We start from the raw sequence: 17,166 nt of genomic DNA on the forward strand, positions 1-17,166 counted from the left end.
TGCCGAGTGGTGGGGCAAGAGCCCTTTGGTTACTTTGGGGCTTTTCCAAAGTGACCCGCCGTCAGGGCGGAACCCTAAGTGGCCGTTACCTAAAGAATGGATATGTACTCGATCTGATCCAACATCCTGGTCGGCCCAGAGGCCGCCATCGGGGGCAAGCCCCCTCCCACATTTGGACCGAGGTGTATCAGATGGGTTGTGTAGAGACCTATGCTCATCGGGGGCAAGCCCCCTCCCACATTTTGAGCGGTGTACACAGGTCAATTGTGGGAGGGGGCTTGCCCCCGATGGCGGACTCAAGTCCGCCGCAAAAACGCCTGATGCATTTCTGCCAACGTCTCAAAATGCCAGGTCGGCGCTTCGGCATTCAGCTCTTCAAAGCTGCCAAACCCATAACCCACTGCCACCGAGTCGAGCCCATTGCTGCGCGCGCCGATCAGGTCATGCTTGCGATCACCGATCATCAAGGTGGTGGCCGGGTCCAGCCCTTCTTCACGCATCAGGTGGGCGATCAGCTCGACCTTGTTGGTGCGTGTGCCATCCAGCTCGCTGCCGTAAATCACCTTGAAGTGCTTGGCAAAGTCGAAATGCCGCGCGATCTCACGGGCGAATTCCCACGGCTTGGAGGTCGCCACATACAGTTGGCGGCCCTGGCTGTTCAGTTCTTCGAGCAGTGGCATCACGCCGTCGAATACCTGGTTTTCATACAGCCCCGTGACCTTGAAGCGCTCGCGATAGAAATTCACCGCTTCCCAGGCTTTGGCCTCGTCGAAGCCATAGAACTGCATGAACGCTTGCAGCAACGGCGGGCCGATGAAGTGTTCGAGCCGGGTCAGGTCCGGCTCGTCGATGCCCAGTTTGCCGAGGGCGTACTGGATCGAACGGGTAATGCCCTCGCGCGGGTCGGTGAGGGTGCCGTCCAGGTCGAACAGCACGGTCTGGTGGTGCAGGGTCATTGGTCGAATCCTTGCGCGATGTGCAGGTCTTTTAGCTTCACGTAGTTCGCCGCGCTGTAGGTGAAAAAGGCACGCTCCTTGTCGGTCAACGGGCGGACCTGTTTAACCGGACTGCCGACATACAAAAAGCCGCTGTCGAGTTTCTTGCCCGGCGGCACCAGGCTGCCGGCCCCGATGATCACGTCATCCTCCACCACGGCGCCGTCCATGACGATGCTGCCCATGCCGATCAGGATGCGGCTGCCCACGGTGCAGCCATGCAGCATGACTTTATGGGCGATGGTCACGTCGTCACCGATCAACAGCGGGAAACCGTCCGGGTTGAACGGGCCGGCGTGGGTGATGTGCAGCACACAGCCGTCCTGCACGCTGGTGCGCGCACCGATACGGATGCGGTGCATGTCGCCGCGAATCACCGTCAATGGCCAGACCGAGCTGTCGGCGCCGATTTCGACATCGCCGATCACCACCGCCGAAACATCGACAAACGCCCCGGTGCCCAGGGTTGGCGTGTGATTCTGATAGGTGCGAAGGGTCACGATAGCCTCTCTCTGTTGTACTGATAGCTGCGGTGGGTGTTGATTGTAATTAAGATGGCCCCATCTTTGTCTTATCTGTTTCTTCAGCCAAGGTGCCAACCGTGAGCGCGAACAACCCTCTTCTGCAGCCCTACGACCTGCCGCCGTTCTCGGCGATCCGTGCCGAGCATGTCCAGCCGGCCATCGAACAGATCCTGGCCGACAACCGTGCAGCGATCGCAGACATCCTGCAAAGCCAGGGCAAAAATCCGACATGGGCGGGCCTGGTCCTGGCCATGGACGAGCTTAATGATCGCCTGGGCGCGGCCTGGAGCCCGGTCAGCCACCTCAACGCCGTGTGTAACAGCGCCGAGTTGCGCGAAGCCTATGAGGCTTGCCTGCCGGCATTGAGCGCCTACTCCACCGAGATGGGGCAGAACCGTGAACTGTTCCAGGCCTTCGAAGCCCTGGCCAACAGCCCCGAAGCCGCCGGTTTCGATGTGGCGCAAAAGACCATTCTGGAACACGCCCTGCGCGACTTCCGCCTGTCGGGTATCGATTTGCCGCCCGAGCAGCAGAAGCGCTACGCCGACGTGCAAAGCAAGCTGTCGGAGCTGGGCAGCAAATTCTCCAACCAGTTGCTGGACGCCACCCAGGCCTGGACCAAACACGTCACCGACCAGGCCACCCTCGCCGGTCTGACCGATTCGGCCAAGGCGCAAATGGCCGCCGCCGCCCAGGCCAAAGGTCTCGATGGCTGGCTGATCACCCTCGAATTTCCAAGCTATTACGCGGTAATGACCTACGCCCAGGACCGTGCCCTGCGTGAAGAAGTCTACGCAGCCTACTGCACCCGCGCGTCGGACCAGGGCCCGAATGCCGGTCAGAACGATAACGGCCCGGTGATGGAACAGATCCTCGACTTGCGTCAGGAACTGGCTCAATTGCTGGGCTACGCGTCGTTCGCCGAACTGAGCCTGGCCACCAAAATGGCCGAGTCGAGCGATCAGGTGTTGAGTTTCCTGCGCGACCTGGCCCGGCGCAGCAAGCCGTTCGCCACCCAGGACCTGCAGCAGCTCAAGGCCTACGCCGCTGAACAAGGTTGCCCTGATCTGCAAAGCTGGGACAGCGGTTTCTACGGCGAAAAACTGCGCGAGCAGCGCTACAGCGTGTCCCAGGAAGCCTTGCGCGCCTACTTCCCGATCGACAAGGTATTGGGCGGCCTGTTCGCCATTGTGCAGCGCCTGTACGGCATTGAAATCGCCGAACAGAAAGGTTTCGACGCCTGGCACCCGGACGTGCGCCTGTTCGAGATCAAGGAAAACGGCCAGCACGTCGGCCGCTTCTTCTTTGATTTGTATGCCCGCGCCAACAAGCGTGGCGGTGCCTGGATGGACGGCGCCCGCGACCGCCGCCGCACCATCGATGGCGTGCTGCAAAGCCCGGTGGCCAACCTGGTGTGCAACTTCACTCCGGCCGACAGTGGCAAGCCTGCCCTGCTGACTCACGATGAAGTCACCACCCTGTTCCACGAGTTCGGTCATGGCCTGCACCACCTGCTGACCCGCGTTGAACACGCCGGCGTATCCGGTATCAATGGCGTGGCCTGGGATGCGGTGGAGCTGCCGAGCCAGTTCATGGAGAACTGGTGCTGGGAGCCTGAAGGCCTGGCGCTGATTTCCGGTCACTACGAAACCGGTGAACCGCTGCCCCAGGACCTGCTGGAAAAAATGCTCGCGGCGAAGAATTTCCAGTCCGGCCTGATGATGGTGCGCCAGCTCGAGTTCTCGCTGTTCGACTTCGAACTGCACGCCACCCACGGCGACGGACGCAGTGTGGCGCAGGTACTCGACGGTGTGCGCGATGAAGTCTCGGTGATGCGTCCGCCGGCCTACAATCGTTTCCCCAATAGCTTTGCGCATATCTTTGCCGGCGGTTATGCGGCGGGTTACTACAGCTACAAGTGGGCCGAAGTGCTCTCGGCGGATGCCTTCTCCAAGTTCGAAGAAGACGGCGTGCTCAATGCCCAGACCGGTCGCGCCTTCCGGGAAGCGATCCTGGCACGGGGCGGTTCCCAGGAGCCGATGGTGTTGTTCGTCGACTTCCGCGGACGGGCGCCGTCGATTGACGCACTCTTGCGCCACAGCGGCCTGAGTGAGGACGCGGCAGCATGAGTGAAGGGCCTGTGATTACCAAAAAGCAATTTATCGCCGGGGCGGTCTGCCCGGCGTGCAGCGAGCCGGACAAGCTGAAGATGTGGACCGAGGACAACGTGCCGCACCGCGAATGTGTGGCCTGCGGCTATACCGATACGCTCAATGATCAGGGGCTGTCAGTGCCCAGGGAGTTGGGCACGCGGGTCAATACCTCGGCGTTGAAAGCGCCGGCGGACCCGAAGGTGCAAGCGGTGCAGTTCTTTCCTAACCCGAAGCTGAAAAAAGACTAAAGCGGCACTTAACTGTAGGAGCGAGCTTGCTCGCGAAAAACGTTAACGATAACGCGTGTTTCCCGGATAAACGTGGCGTAATCGAGTTTTTCGCGAGCGAGCGCGCTCCTACAATTCTTTCTCTTCCTTGCCCGTTGTGGTGATCCAATCTTTCATCGAGCACAGCGCAAACGCGCTGGTGCTGCAATCGCCATTCGCCAAGGCTGTGCGCAACTTGTCGATATCGGCTTTCATCATGTAACGAACGCCATCCTTGAAGCCGTTACTGCTGCCATAGCCGCCCAGAGTCATCTCGTTGAGTGCGTCTTCCTTGCTCCATCCCTGAATCACTACCCGATACATCGCGGCCATCAGCCCGGTGCGGTCAGAGCCGTGTTTGCAATGCATCAACACCGAGCCGTTGGCCTGAGCCTCTTGAATCGCTCGCAGTGCCGCCAGCACATCGGAATCGTCGACATGGTTGGTACGATAAATAATTTGCACCTGCTTTATATCCGCTGACTTCAGCCAAGCCGAATCGGACTCCGGCAAAAAGTTGATCACCGTGCCAATCTTCAGTTTTTCCAGCACGGGCACTGCATCACTGTCTGGCAACGCGCTGCGATAGAGCGTGGGCGTCATCTGGTGCAGATTGTATTGATCACCCACTGGCTGGGCCCACTCAGGCGAGCGAATGGAAGAGGTGGTGCTATCGGCGTGGACATTAACGGCAGTGATCAGGGCCATCAGTGCCAAGCCGAAGGCCGGCAACAGTCGAATCTTGAACATTTTTAACGTAACCGAATTGGGCAATGTGGATGATGTCCAGAGTCGTACGCACGGGGTGAATGGGGCGTGAGGTGCTCGTCAAAGAATTGTGAATCATCAGATCTGATCCGCTGTTTTTGTTATTGAAGAGATTCTTCCCAATTCTTAGCCTGCTATCATTTGTAAATATTGTTTGCGAAAGTGTTCTGTCTTTGGATCCCACTCGTTGGCAAACCTTCACGCTGCTCCCAGAAGCGGCTGATATACCCGTGACCACATGATGAGGTGCACCCATGTCTGATCAAGATCAAGACAACCCCCGGCGTGATTTTTTGCGCAAATCCTTGACCTTGATCCCGGTGGTCACGGTTGCCAGTACCGGCCTTGGCGGTTCGATGCTGATGGCCACGCCCGAGCCTGTCCAGGCCGCGCCAGTCCAGCCGGCTCCCAGTGACAAGGCGTATGAACCGACTTATTTCACCGCCGAGGAATGGGCGTTTATCAACGCCGCCGTCGAGCGTTTGATTCCCGCCGATGCCCAGGGCCCAGGCGCTCTGGAAGCCGGTGCGCCGGAATACATCGACCGTCAGATGAACACCCCGTACGCCAGTGGCGCGCTGTGGTTCATGCAAGGCCCCTTCAATGCCGACGCCGCGCCGGAGATGGGCTGGCAGAGCAAATTGGTGCCCAAGGAGATCTATCGCCTGGGTATCGCCGCGACGGATGCCTGGTCGAAGGCGTTCAACGGTAAAGCTTTTGCTGCGCAAGACAGCGCTACCCGAGACGACATGTTGCGCCGCCTTGAGGCGGGTGGCAGTGAAGTGAGCGCTCACTTCGCGGCAGTGCCGCCAAAGATGTTCTTCAACCTGCTGTTGCAGAACACCAAGGAAGGCTTCTTCTGCGACCCCATCCACGGTGGCAACAAAGGCATGGTCGGCTGGACCATGATCGGTTTCCCCGGCGCCCGCGCCGATTTCATGGATTGGGTGGAGCGCAACGAGCAATACCCCTTCCCGGCTGTTTCCATTCGCGGCGAGAGGGCATGAGCGTGGCGACCATCATGAAGAAAGTGGACGCGGTGATCGTGGGCTTCGGCTGGACCGGTGCGATCATGGCCAAGGAACTGACCGAGGCCGGCCTCAACGTGGTAGCGCTGGAGCGCGGCCCGATGCAGGACACCTACCCGGACGGCAACTATCCCCAGGTCATCGACGAATTGACCTACAGCGTGCGTAAAAAGCTCTTCCAGGACATTTCCAAAGAAACCGTGACCATTCGCCATAGTGTGAATGACGTCGCCCTGCCCAACCGTCAGCTCGGCGCCTTCTTGCCGGGTAACGGCGTCGGCGGTGCAGGCCTGCACTGGTCGGGCGTGCATTTTCGCGTCGACCCCATCGAGTTGCGCATGCGCAGCCACTACGAGGAACGCTATGGGAAGCACTTCATTCCCAAGGACATGACCATCCAGGACTTCGGCGTCAGCTACGAAGAACTGGAGCCGTTTTTCGACTACGCGGAAAAAGTCTTTGGCACTTCCGGCCAGGCCTGGACCGTCAAGGGTCAATTGGTCGGTGAAGGTCGCGGCGGCAACCCCTATGCACCGGATCGCTCCAACCCTTTCCCGCTGGAAGCGCAGAAAAACACGGTCTCCGCGCAGCTGTTTCAGAAAGCGGCTGCTGATGTGGGTTACAAACCCTACAACCTGCCGTCGGCCAATACCTCCGGGCCCTACACCAACCCTTACGGCGCGCAGATGGGGCCGTGCAACTTCTGCGGCTTTTGCAGTGGCTACGTGTGCTACATGTACTCCAAGGCGTCGCCGAACGTGAACATCCTGCCGGCGTTGCGCCAGGTGCCGAATTTCGAGTTGCGGCCCAATTCCCATGTGCTCAAGGTCAACCTCGACAGCACCGGGAAGAAAGCCACCGGTGTGAGCTATGTCGACGGCCAGGGCCGGGAGTGCGAACAACCGGCGGATCTGGTGATTCTCGGCGCATTCCAGTTTCACAACGTGCGCCTGATGCTGTTGTCGGGCATCGGCAAGCCTTACGACCCGATTACCAATGAAGGCGTGGTCGGCAGGAACTTTGCCTACCAGAACATGGGCACCATCAAGGCGTTCTTCGACAAGGACACCCACACCAACAACTTCATCGGCGCGGGCGGCAATGGCGTGGCCATCGACGACTTCAACGCCGACAACTTCGACCACGGCCCCCACGGCTTCGTGGGCGGCTCGCCGATGTGGGTCAACCAGGCGGGCAGCCGGCCGATTGCCGGCACTTCCAACCCGCCGGGCACGCCGGCCTGGGGCAGCGCGTGGAAGCGTGCCACCGCCGATTACTACACCCACCAGGTGTCGATGGATTCCCACGGTGCGCATCAGTCCTACCGCAGCAATTACCTGGATCTGGACCCGGTTTACCGCGATGCCTACGGCCTGCCGCTGTTGCGAATGACCTTCGACTGGCAGGAAAACGACATCAAGATGAACCGCTTCATGATGGAAAAAATGGGCAAGGTCGCCCAGGCCATGAATCCCAAGGCCATCGCCGTGTTGGGCAAAAAAGTCGGCGAGCATTTCAATACCGCGTCGTACCAGACCACGCACCTCAACGGTGGCGCGATCATGGGCACCGACCCGAAAACCAGCGCGTTGAACCGCTACCTGCAGAGCTGGGATGTACACAACGTGTTTGTCCCGGGGGCGTCCGCTTTCCCACAAGGTTTGGGCTACAACCCTACCGGTCTGGTGGCAGCTTTGACCTATTGGTCGGCTCGCGCGATCCGCGAACAGTACCTGAAAAACCCCGGCCCGCTGGTTCAGGCATAAGGAGCGATGACCATGAAAGCACTCGTTATCGCCTCTCTGGCGCTGCTGAGCAGTTGCTCGGTCAGCGCGGCTGAAACCGACCTGATCAAGCAAGGTGAATACCTGGCCCGCGCCGGTGATTGTGTGGCTTGCCACACCGCCAAGGGCGGCAAGCCATTCGCCGGCGGGCTGCCGATGGAAACCCCCATTGGCGTGATTTACTCCACCAACATCACACCGGACAAGACCGGCCTGGGTGACTACAGCTTCGAAGACTTCGACAAGGCCGTGCGCCATGGCGTCGCCAAGAGCGGTAGTACGCTTTACCCGGCAATGCCTTATCCGTCTTACGCACGCGTCAGCGACAGCGATATGCAGGCGCTATATGCCTACTTCATGAAAGGCGTCGAGCCGGTCGCCCAGCAGAACCGGGACAGTGATATTCCCTGGCCGTTGAGCATGCGCTGGCCCCTGGCGGCGTGGCGCTGGATGTTCGCGCCATCGGTCGAGGAGCATCAGGTACAAACCACCGCCGATCCGGTGGTCAGTCGTGGCGCCTACCTGGTCGAAGGCCTCGGCCATTGCGGTGCGTGCCATACACCCCGCGCCCTGACCATGCAGGAAAAAGCCCTGAGCGCCGCCGACGGCAGTGCATTCCTGTCCGGCAGTGCGCCCCTGGAAGGCTGGATTGCGAAAAGCCTGCGCGGCGACCACAAGGACGGCCTCGGCAGCTGGAGCGAAGAGCAACTGGTGCAATTTCTCAAGACCGGTCGCAGTGATCGAAGCGCGGTGTTCGGCGGCATGAGCGATGTGGTGGTCCACAGCATGCAATACATGTCCCAGGACGACCTGACCGCTATCGCCCGTTACCTCAAGAGCCTGCCGGCGGTGGACCCCAAGGACAAGCCGCACCAGTACGACCAACACGTGGCCCAGGCGCTCTGGAAAGGGGATGACAGCAAGCCGGGCGCTTCGGTGTATATCGACAACTGCGCGGCCTGCCACCGTACCGATGGGCATGGCTATACCCGGGTGTTCCCGGCGCTCGCGGGTAACCCGGTGCTGCAGACGGCGGATGCCACGTCGTTGATCAATATCGTGTTGAACGGCGGCACCTTGCCCGCTACCCACGCTGCGCCATCGACCTTCACCATGCCGGCATTCGCCTGGCGCTTGTCGGACCAGGAAGTGGCGGACGTGGTCAGTTTCATCCGCGGCAGCTGGGGCAATCAGGGCGCACCCGTGAGCGCAAGCGACGTGGCCGACCTGCGCAAGAGCGATATGCGCACCACCTCGGGTGACGATCTGGGGCAGGTCACGCAAAAGCACTGACCGCCAAACGGCACTGGTCAGATAGCGCGCGCCTCGATACTGTATATAAAAACAGTATCGAGGCGTTTTCATGACCACTGCACTGCCACCCCGTGGCCGGGGCACGGCCACCAACCTGCACAACCGTTTCGCCCCCACCGTCAGCGTGGCCGAGGACGACGGCTGGTTCCAGGAAGTGCCGCCCACCCAGGGCACCGAAGTGCGCATCGAAACGGCCAAGACCATCATCACCCGCAATAACTCGCCGGACTTGCCGTTCGATCGCTCCATCAACCCCTATCGCGGCTGCGAACATGGCTGCATCTACTGCTATGCACGGCCCAGCCATGCCTACTGGGACATGTCACCGGGGCTGGATTTCGAAACCCGGTTGATCGCCAAGAGCAATGCCGCCGACGTGCTGGAGCAGCAACTCTCGAAGCCGGGATATGTGTGCGCGCCGATCAACCTGGGCTCCAACACCGACCCGTACCAGCCTATCGAGCGTGAATACAGGATCACCCGGCAAACCCTCGAAGTGCTGCTGCGCTATCGGCACCCGGTGACTATCATCACCAAGGGCTCATTGATCCTGCGCGACCTGGACCTGCTCGCCGAACTGGCCCGCCAACGGCTTGTGGCGGTGATGATCAGCCTCACCAGCCTCGACGATGAGCTCAAGCGCATCCTGGAGCCGCGTGCGGCGGCACCCAAGGCGCGGTTGCGGGCGATACGGGTGATGCGGGAGGCGGGTATTCCGGTCGGCGTGCTGTGCTCGCCGATGATTCCGATGATCAACGACAGCGAGTTGGAAAGCCTGCTCATCGAGGCCCATGCCGCCGGTGCGCAAAGTGCCGCGTACATGATGCTGCGCCTGCCGCTCGAGGTGGCGCCGCTGTTCGAGGAGTGGCTGGCGGCGCATTACCCGCAGCGCGCGGCGCATGTGATGAGCCTGGTGCGTCAGGTGCGTGGTGGCGAGGTGTATGACAGCCGCTTCGGGGTGCGCATGCGCGGTGAGGGCCCGTTTGCCGATCTGCTGGCACAGCGTTTCAGCAAGGCGATCAAACGCCTGGGGCTCAATCGCCGGGAAGGCTTCAATCTCGATTGCACCGCATTTTGCCCACCGGGCAGGCAAATGGCATTGTTGTAGGAAGAAGACAAATGGGAAACTACCGTACGAATAGTCGCGTTTTAATATCACTGAAACCCTCGATCTAGAGCGGTTCATTCAGTTTGAGTTAAGTTTCGACGGGTACCTTGTTCGACGAGTGACTAATGAGTCGGCGCCCTGGTCGTTGGAGTTTCCCAACTATTTCACCGCCCGAGCGTCGAACTGACTTGAACACTTCCCCTGCATTGATCAAGAGGTTGAATCATGAGTGATAAGGATAAACAGCCGTTGGCTGCGTCGGCTTCAGCCCCTCAAGTGGCGGAAACCGCCGATGCAGCGCTGCAGCATATCGTCGACGGTTTTTTGCATTTTCATCACGACGTCTTCCCCCAGCAGGAAGAACTCTTCAAGAAACTCGCCACGGCCCAGAGCCCGCGCGCGATGTTCATTACCTGCGCCGACTCGCGCATCGTGCCCGAGCTGATTACCCAAAGTTCGCCCGGCGACCTGTTCGTGACCCGCAACGTGGGTAACGTGGTCCCTCCTTATGGCCAGATGAACGGCGGTGTTTCTACGGCCATCGAGTACGCGGTACTCGCCCTTGGCGTACAGCACATCATCGTGTGCGGGCATTCCGATTGCGGCGCCATGCGCGCGGTGCTCAATCCCGACAGCCTCGAGAAGATGCCGACGGTCAAGGCCTGGTTGCGTCATGCCGAGGTCGCCAAGACGATGGTCCACGACAACTGTGACTGCGCCAATGAAGGCGAAAGCATGAAGGTACTGACCGAAGAAAACGTCATCGCCCAGTTGCAGCACTTGCGCACCCACCCTTCCGTGGCTTCGCGCATGGCCAATGGCCAATTGTTTATTCATGGCTGGATCTACAACATCGAGACCAGCGAAATCCGGGCTTACGATGCGGATCAGTCGGCGTTCCGACCGTTGGGCGGCGAAGGCCCGATTCCATCCGCGACGCCTAAAGCGCGCTTCTAACACACTTCCCTGCCGGGTAATGCGGTGGCTGCCATGGATGCAGCCAGGCTTTACCGCGCCCGGCGAATGCCTCGGGAGAGTCATCATGCGTGCTGCTCAATTAAAAGCTGTTCTGCCTCGGGAGCTGCTTGCCTCCGTGGTGGTGTTCCTGGTCGCCCTGCCCTTGTGCATGGGGATTGCAATCGCGTCCGGCATGCCGCCGGCCAAGGGCTTGATCACCGGTATCATCGGTGGTCTGGTGGTGGGCTGGTTGGCGGGGTCTCCGCTGCAAGTCAGTGGCCCGGCAGCGGGCTTGGCGGTGTTGGTGTTCGAGTTGGTGCGCCAGCACGGCATGATGATGCTGGGACCTATCCTGCTGCTGGCGGGTTTCCTGCAATTGGTGGCCGGGCGTCTGCGCCTGGGCTGCTGGTTCCGCGTGACGGCGCCGGCGGTGGTATACGGCATGCTGGCGGGGATCGGCGTATTGATCGTGCTGTCGCAGATCCATGTGATGCTCGACGGTGCGCCCAAACCGTCGGGGTTGGATAACCTGGCGGGCTTTCCGGCCGCGTTGGTCGACGCGATTCCCACCCTCGGCGGCGGGCTCGGCTGGCAGGCGGGCCTGCTCGGTGTGTCGACCATGCTGGTGATGTACCTGTGGGATAAATTCCGGCCGCAAAAACTGCGCTTTGTGCCAGGCGCTCTGCTGGGCGTGGGCCTGGCGACGGTGACCAGCCTGGTGCTGGCATTGCAGGTCAAGCGTGTGGAAGTACCGGCGAACCTGTCCGATGCCATCGATTGGTTGCGCCCCAGCGACCTGCTCAACCTGGCTGACCCGCAACTGCTGATCGCCGCATTTGCCGTCGCGTTTATCGCCAGTGCCGAGACGCTGCTGTCCGCCGCAGCGGTCGACCGCATGCACAGCGGGCAGCGCTCGGATTTCGATAAGGAGTTGTCCGCCCAGGGCGTGGGCAACATGCTGTGCGGATTGGTCGGTGCCTTGCCGATGACCGGTGTGATTGTGCGCAGTTCGGCCAACGTCCAGGCGGGCGCCACCACGCGGTTGTCGGCGATGTTCCATGGCGTGTGGTTGCTGGGCTTCGTGCTGTTGCTGTCGAGTGTGCTGCAAAGCATCCCGGTGGCGAGCCTGGCCGGCGTGCTGGTGTATACCGGGATCAAGCTGGTGGACGTGAAGGCGTTCAAGGCCTTGGGACGTTATGGCCGGATGCCGATGTTCACCTATGCCGCCACGGCGTTGGCGATCATCTTCACCGACCTGCTGACGGGGGTGCTGGTGGGCTTCGGGCTGACGCTGGTCAAGCTGGCCTTCAAGGCATCACGGCTGAAAATCAGCCTGGTCGATTTGCCTCAGGACGGTGAGATGGAGTTGCGCCTGACCGGAGCGGCGACGTTCCTCAAAGTACCGGCGTTGACGCAGGTGCTGTCGACCGTGCCGACCGGAACCACCGTGCATGTGCCGCTCAATAACCTGAGCTATATCGACCATTCCTGCCTGGAGTTGCTGGAGGAATGGGGACGGGCCAATGCGGCCAAGGGCTCGAAGCTGGTGATCGAAGCGCGTGGCTTGAAGCGTCGGTTGGAAGGTCGAGTGCGAACGACGGTGGGAATTGGTTCGGCGCCGTCTACTACCTGATACCTGACGAAACCGGATAAAAAGTGTGGGAGGGGGCTTGCCCCCGATTGCGGTGGACCAGTCAAAATCTCTTTGGCTGACACACTGCTATCGGGGGCAAGCCCCCTCCCACATTGGAGTTTTTTATCGGACTCGAGATTCAGGCAGGCTGATCCAGTGCCAGCTCAACGCCCAACTGGCGCGACAGGCATGGCCAGCGCTTCCACGCGGCTTCTGTGTTCGGGCTTTTGAGCGTTTCGCGATAAGCCTCGACCGACTCCAGCGCAAAGCTCTCCTCGTTAAGCATCTCATCCACCGCCAGGTGCACGGCTTCATCCAGCTGGTTGGCGAAACCTTCACCGATCAATTGATGGGCAATCAGGTTGGCGACGGTGGTATCGGCCGGAATCAGCGGCTGGCCGAAATGCTTGATGTACAGATCGTTGACCTCTTCCACCAGACGATGGGCCAGGTAGGCCTCGTCCAGCAGGCCGTCCAGGCCTTCGTGGCCGGCCAGAATCGCCGGCGGCTGCAGGAAGAAATGCTCGGCGATCTTCAGCACGGGCTTTATCTGGCTTTCGATCCCGGCTTCGCGTGCCACGTCATTGGCAGCGTCGAGCAACTCGGGGACAAGGTCGATGTAGGCGGTGACAAAGCGGGTCATGACAATGTTGCGATCACCGTCAGCCAGGGAAATGGCCGAATGCAGGTGCGGCAATTGTTTTTCCAGTTGCCGGGCAAGCTGGCCCGTCGTGGCTTCGTGTTGATGGGCACGGGAAATCTGCTCGCGCAATGCGGCGGTGTTCATGAAGGCTCCAGTCATGCAGGTGTAGGAAAAGGGAGAGGATAAGGTAGCTCGTTTATACGAGCGCCTAAGACGCATTTGTCATAATTATTTCATGGTTATACGTAGACGTTATATCGAAATACCACCCTTGGCCGGATAAACGATTCTGCCGCCCATTGCATTGGGCCCCGGTCCGTCTGTTTTCACTCATTTGCCCCTACACATTGCGGGGTCGCTACGGCTGTCTATACTCGGATTTGTACGCAATTAGCTGATGACGCCCAACTGCAGAAGCAGGCAAGGCTTGGCGGTTGTAAGCAGTCTGGAAGCCGCTCCCTTGGCCGCAGGTGCAAACCGGCGGGATAACAAGAAACATAAAGGGGAACCCGCAATGACGCGACATCCACACGTTTGGATGGGCTTACTGTTGTGGTCGGTATTCGGCCAGGCCCACGCGGCCTGGACAACGAATATGGCGCCAGGGGCCACTGAAGTCAGTCACGCTGTGTTTGACCTGCACATGACCATTTTCTGGATTTGTGTGGTGATCGGCATCGTCGTGTTTGGCGCGATGTTCTGGTCGATGATTCTGCATCGCCGGTCCACGGGCCAGGTAGCGGCCAAATTCCATGAGAGCACCACCGTAGAAATTCTTTGGACCGTGGTGCCATTGCTGATCCTGGTGGCCATGGCCATTCCAGCGACCAAGACCCTGATCAACATCTACGACAGCAGTGAGTCGGATATCGATATCCAGGTCACCGGCTATCAGTGGAAGTGGCATTACAAATACCTGGGCCAGGATGTGGAGTTCTTCAGCAACCTGGCCACGCCCGCCGAACAGATCCATAACCAGGCCACCAAGGGCGAACATTACCTGTTGGAAGTCGACCAGCCGCTGGTGTTGCCGGTGGGCGCCAAGGTGCGCTTTCTGGTGACCGCCGCCGACGTGATCCACTCCTGGTGGGTGCCGGCCTTTGCCGTCAAGCGTGACGCCATCCCCGGCTTCGTCAACGAGGCCTGGACCCGTGTCGAGAAGCCCGGCATCTATCGCGGCCAGTGCGCCGAGTTATGCGGCAAGGACCATGGGTTCATGCCCATTGTGGTCGAAGTCAAATCCAAGGCTGACTACGACACCTGGCTCGGTGAGCGCAAACAAGAGGCGGTCAAGCTCAAGGAGCTGACCTCCAAGGAGTGGACGCTGGAAGAGTTGGTCGCGCGCGGCGACAAGGTCTACCACACCACCTGTGTGGCCTGTCACCAGGCCGAAGGCCAGGGCCTGCCGCCGATGTTCCCGGCGCTCAAGGGCTCGAAAATCGCCACCGGCCCCGCCGCCGATCACCTGAACATTGTCTATCACGGCAAACCCGGCACCGCGATGGCGGCCTTCGGCAAGCAACTTTCGGAAGTCGATATCGCCGCTGTCGTGACCTACGAGCGCAATGCCTGGGGCAATAACAAAGGCGACATGGTCACGCCCAAAGACGTGCTGGCTCTGAAACAGGCGCAAAGCAAATGACTACCTTCATTGCACATGCACTGAATCGCCCCGCTTACTCGCTTGCAGGAGAACGGCCATGAGCACTGTGATCGATGACCATGGTCACGCCGACCACGCCCACGGCCCCGCCAAAGGGTTGATGCGCTGGGTGCTGACCACTAATCACAAGGACATCGGCACGATGTACCTGTGGTTCGCCTTCACCATGTTCCTGCTGGGCGGTTCGTTCGCCATGGTGATCCGCGCCGAACTGTTCCAGCCCGGCCTGCAGATCGTGGAGCCGGCGTTCTTCAACCAGATGACCACCATGCATGGCCTGATCATGGTGTTTGGCGCGGTGATGCCGGCCTTTGTCGGCCTGGCCAACTGGATGATCCCGCTGATGATCGGCGCGCCGGACATGGCCCTGCCGCGCATGAACAACTTCAGCTTCTGGCTGCTGCCGGCGGCGTTCCTGCTGCTGGTGTCGACCCTGTTCAGCCCCGGCGGCGGGCCGAATTTCGGCTGGACTTTCTACGCCCCGCTCTCCACCACCTATGCGCCGGAAAGCGTGACGTTCTTCATCTTCGCCATTCACCTGATGGGCATCAGTTCGATCATGGGCGCGATCAACGTGGTCGCAACCATCCTCAACTTGCGCGCACCGGGCATGACCCTGATGAAAATGCCGCTGTTCGTGTGGACCTGGCTGATCACCGCGTTCCTGCTGATTGCGGTGATGCCCGTGCTGGCCGGTTGCGTGACCATGATGCTGATGGACATCCACTTCGGCACCAGCTTTTTCAGTGCGGCGGGCGGTGGTGATCCCGTGCTGTTCCAGCATGTGTTCTGGTTCTTCGGCCACCCCGAGGTGTACATCATGATCCTGCCGGCCTTTGGCGCCGTCAGCTCGATCATCCCAACCTTCTCGCGCAAGCCGTTGTTTGGCTACACCTCGATGGTCTACGCCACGGCCAGCATTGCGTTCCTGTCGTTCATCGTGTGGGCGCACCACATGTTCGTGGTCGGCATTCCGTTGGTGGGCGAGCTGTTCTTCATGTACGCCACCCTGCTGATTGCGGTGCCTACCGGGGTCAAGGTGTTCAACTGGGTCAGCACCATGTGGCAGGGCTCGTTGACCTTCGAGACGCCGATGCTGTTTGCGGTGGCCTTCGTGATCCTGTTCACCATCGGCGGCTTTTCCGGGCTGATGCTGGCGATTGCGCCGGCGGACTTCCAGTACCACGACACCTACTTTGTGGTGGCGCATTTCCATTACGTACTGGTACCCGGCGCGATCTTCGGCATCTTCGCGTCGGCGTACTACTGGCTGCCGAAATGGACCGGCCACATGTATGACGAAACCCTCGGCAAGCTGCACTTCTGGCTGTCCTTCGTGGGCATGAACATGGCGTTCTTCCCGATGCACTTCGTGGGCCTGGCCGGGATGCCGCGCCGGGTGCCGGACTACAACCTGCAGTTCGCCGACTTCAACATGGTGTCCTCGATTGGCGCCTTCATGTTCGGCGCCACGCAGATTTTCTTCCTGTTCATCGTGATCAAGTGCATCCGCGGCGGCCCGCCCGCACCGGCCAAGCCGTGGGATGGCGCCGAAGGGTTGGAATGGAGCGTGCCCTCGCCCGCGCCGTACCACACCTTCACCACGCCGCCGGAGGTCAAATGAGTACGCTCGTGATCCCCTGTGGGAGGGAGTTTGCCCCTGATAGCTATGTCACAGCCAGTGTTAGTCTCGACTGGTACACCGCCATCGGGGGCAAGCCCTCTCCCACATTGATTGTGTTCGCTTTGGGTGGGTGTCATGGCTGACTCCGTGCCGCTCAAACGCCTGGTCACACGCCTGCTGATCCTGGTGCTGGCCATGTTTGCCTTCGGCTTTGCCCTGGTGCCGATTTACGACGTGATGTGCAAGGCGTTCGGCATCAATGGCAAGACTGGCGGGCAATACGAAGGCGAGCAGGTCGTCGACCCGTCGCGTCAGGTGCGGGTGCAGTTTTTGTCCACCAACGCCATCGATATGGTCTGGGATTTCCATGCCAAGGCCGACGAAGTCGTGGTCAATCCGGGCGCGGTGACCGAGATGCTGTTTGTGGCCTACAACCCCACCGACAAACCGATGACCGCCCAGGCAGTGCCCAGTATTTCCCCGGCCGAAGCGGCGATGTACTTCCACAAGACCGAGTGCTTTTGCTTCACCCAGCAAGTGCTGCAGCCGGGCGAACGTATCGAGATGCCGGTGCGCTTTATCGTCGATCGCGCGATGCCCAAGGATGTGAAGCATTTGACCCTGGCGTACACGCTGTTCGATATCACCGCGCGCCAGCCGCCCGGAGCGGCCCGCAGCGGCGGCTAGCTACTGTTTGCCCGCTCAA

The 17,166-nt window shown here is 60.4% G+C and carries 15 protein-coding genes; 11 read left to right on the plus strand and 4 right to left on the minus strand.

The features are described from left to right. Nucleotides 1-296 precede the first annotated feature (296 nt). On the minus strand, nt 297-956 hold the full coding sequence (locus BFP93_RS24660; protein WP_065895260.1) for an HAD family hydrolase: 660 nt from the start codon (nt 954-956) through the stop codon (nt 297-299). Beyond that, nucleotides 953-1,495: a gamma carbonic anhydrase family protein gene (locus BFP93_RS24665; RefSeq protein ID WP_065886751.1), complete on the minus strand. Its 543-nt coding sequence runs from the start codon at nt 1,493-1,495 to the stop codon at nt 953-955. The genes BFP93_RS24660 and BFP93_RS24665 overlap by 4 nt, the downstream gene beginning before the upstream one ends. 101 nt (nt 1,496-1,596) lie before the next feature. Here BFP93_RS24665 and prlC point away from each other — a divergent pair, with 101 nt between their 5' ends. Then, on the plus strand, nt 1,597-3,648 hold the full coding sequence (prlC, locus tag BFP93_RS24670) for an oligopeptidase A (protein WP_065895261.1): 2,052 nt from the start codon (nt 1,597-1,599) through the stop codon (nt 3,646-3,648). After that, nucleotides 3,645-3,920, plus strand: coding sequence for a YheV family putative zinc ribbon protein (locus BFP93_RS24675; protein WP_065886753.1), 276 nt, complete (start codon nt 3,645-3,647; stop codon nt 3,918-3,920). Before prlC ends, BFP93_RS24675 begins: the two co-directional genes overlap by 4 nt. A gap of 108 nt (nt 3,921-4,028) precedes the next feature. Here BFP93_RS24675 and BFP93_RS24680 read toward each other — a convergent pair whose 3' ends face one another. Continuing rightward, nucleotides 4,029-4,688: a dual specificity protein phosphatase family protein gene (locus tag BFP93_RS24680; RefSeq protein WP_065895262.1), complete on the minus strand. Its 660-nt coding sequence runs from the start codon at nt 4,686-4,688 to the stop codon at nt 4,029-4,031. Between the two features lie 272 nt (nt 4,689-4,960). Here BFP93_RS24680 and BFP93_RS24685 point away from each other — a divergent pair, with 272 nt between their 5' ends. From BFP93_RS24685 to BFP93_RS24710, 6 genes are all read left to right on the plus strand, one after another. After that, complete coding sequence (locus BFP93_RS24685) at nt 4,961-5,713, plus strand: gluconate 2-dehydrogenase subunit 3 family protein (protein ID WP_065895263.1); 753 nt, start codon at nt 4,961-4,963, stop codon at nt 5,711-5,713. A gap of 2 nt (nt 5,714-5,715) precedes the next feature. Continuing rightward, entirely contained in the window at nt 5,716-7,500 is a 1,785-nt protein-coding gene (locus tag BFP93_RS24690; RefSeq protein ID WP_065895305.1) for a GMC family oxidoreductase, read from the plus strand. A gap of 12 nt (nt 7,501-7,512) precedes the next feature. Continuing rightward, nucleotides 7,513-8,811 carry a cytochrome c gene (locus tag BFP93_RS24695; protein WP_065895264.1) on the plus strand — a complete coding sequence of 433 codons (1,299 nt, stop codon included), beginning with the start codon at nt 7,513-7,515 and terminating at the stop codon, nt 8,809-8,811. Between the two features lie 70 nt (nt 8,812-8,881). After that, nucleotides 8,882-9,940, plus strand: a complete 1,059-nt coding sequence (locus BFP93_RS24700; RefSeq protein ID WP_065895265.1) for a PA0069 family radical SAM protein — start codon at nt 8,882-8,884, stop codon at nt 9,938-9,940. A gap of 225 nt (nt 9,941-10,165) precedes the next feature. Next, entirely contained in the window at nt 10,166-10,897 is a 732-nt protein-coding gene (locus BFP93_RS24705) for a carbonic anhydrase (protein ID WP_065895266.1), read from the plus strand. An 85-nt stretch (nt 10,898-10,982) separates the two neighbouring features. Then, nucleotides 10,983-12,530: a SulP family inorganic anion transporter gene (locus BFP93_RS24710; protein WP_065895267.1), complete on the plus strand. Its 1,548-nt coding sequence runs from the start codon at nt 10,983-10,985 to the stop codon at nt 12,528-12,530. A 139-nt stretch (nt 12,531-12,669) separates the two neighbouring features. Here BFP93_RS24710 and BFP93_RS24715 read toward each other — a convergent pair whose 3' ends face one another. After that, nucleotides 12,670-13,317: a hypothetical protein gene (locus BFP93_RS24715; RefSeq protein ID WP_065895268.1), complete on the minus strand. Its 648-nt coding sequence runs from the start codon at nt 13,315-13,317 to the stop codon at nt 12,670-12,672. A gap of 370 nt (nt 13,318-13,687) precedes the next feature. On the opposite strand from BFP93_RS24715, the gene coxB reads away from it, so the two are divergent. The 3 genes from coxB to BFP93_RS24730 all read left to right on the plus strand — a co-directional run bounded on the left by coxB (nt 13,688) and on the right by BFP93_RS24730 (nt 17,147). Further along, nucleotides 13,688-14,815, plus strand: a complete 1,128-nt coding sequence (gene coxB, locus BFP93_RS24720; protein ID WP_065895269.1) for a cytochrome c oxidase subunit II — start codon at nt 13,688-13,690, stop codon at nt 14,813-14,815. Between the two features lie 58 nt (nt 14,816-14,873). Next, entirely contained in the window at nt 14,874-16,460 is a 1,587-nt protein-coding gene (gene ctaD / locus BFP93_RS24725; RefSeq protein WP_065895270.1) for a cytochrome c oxidase subunit I, read from the plus strand. 135 nt (nt 16,461-16,595) lie between these two features. Then, on the plus strand, nt 16,596-17,147 hold the full coding sequence (locus tag BFP93_RS24730; protein WP_065895271.1) for a cytochrome c oxidase assembly protein: 552 nt from the start codon (nt 16,596-16,598) through the stop codon (nt 17,145-17,147). Nucleotides 17,148-17,166: the final 19 nt, after the last annotated feature.

Source organism: Pseudomonas sp. 44 R 15, assembly GCF_900004965.1.
GTDB classification, from domain to species: domain Bacteria; phylum Pseudomonadota; class Gammaproteobacteria; order Pseudomonadales; family Pseudomonadaceae; genus Aquipseudomonas; species Aquipseudomonas orientalis_A.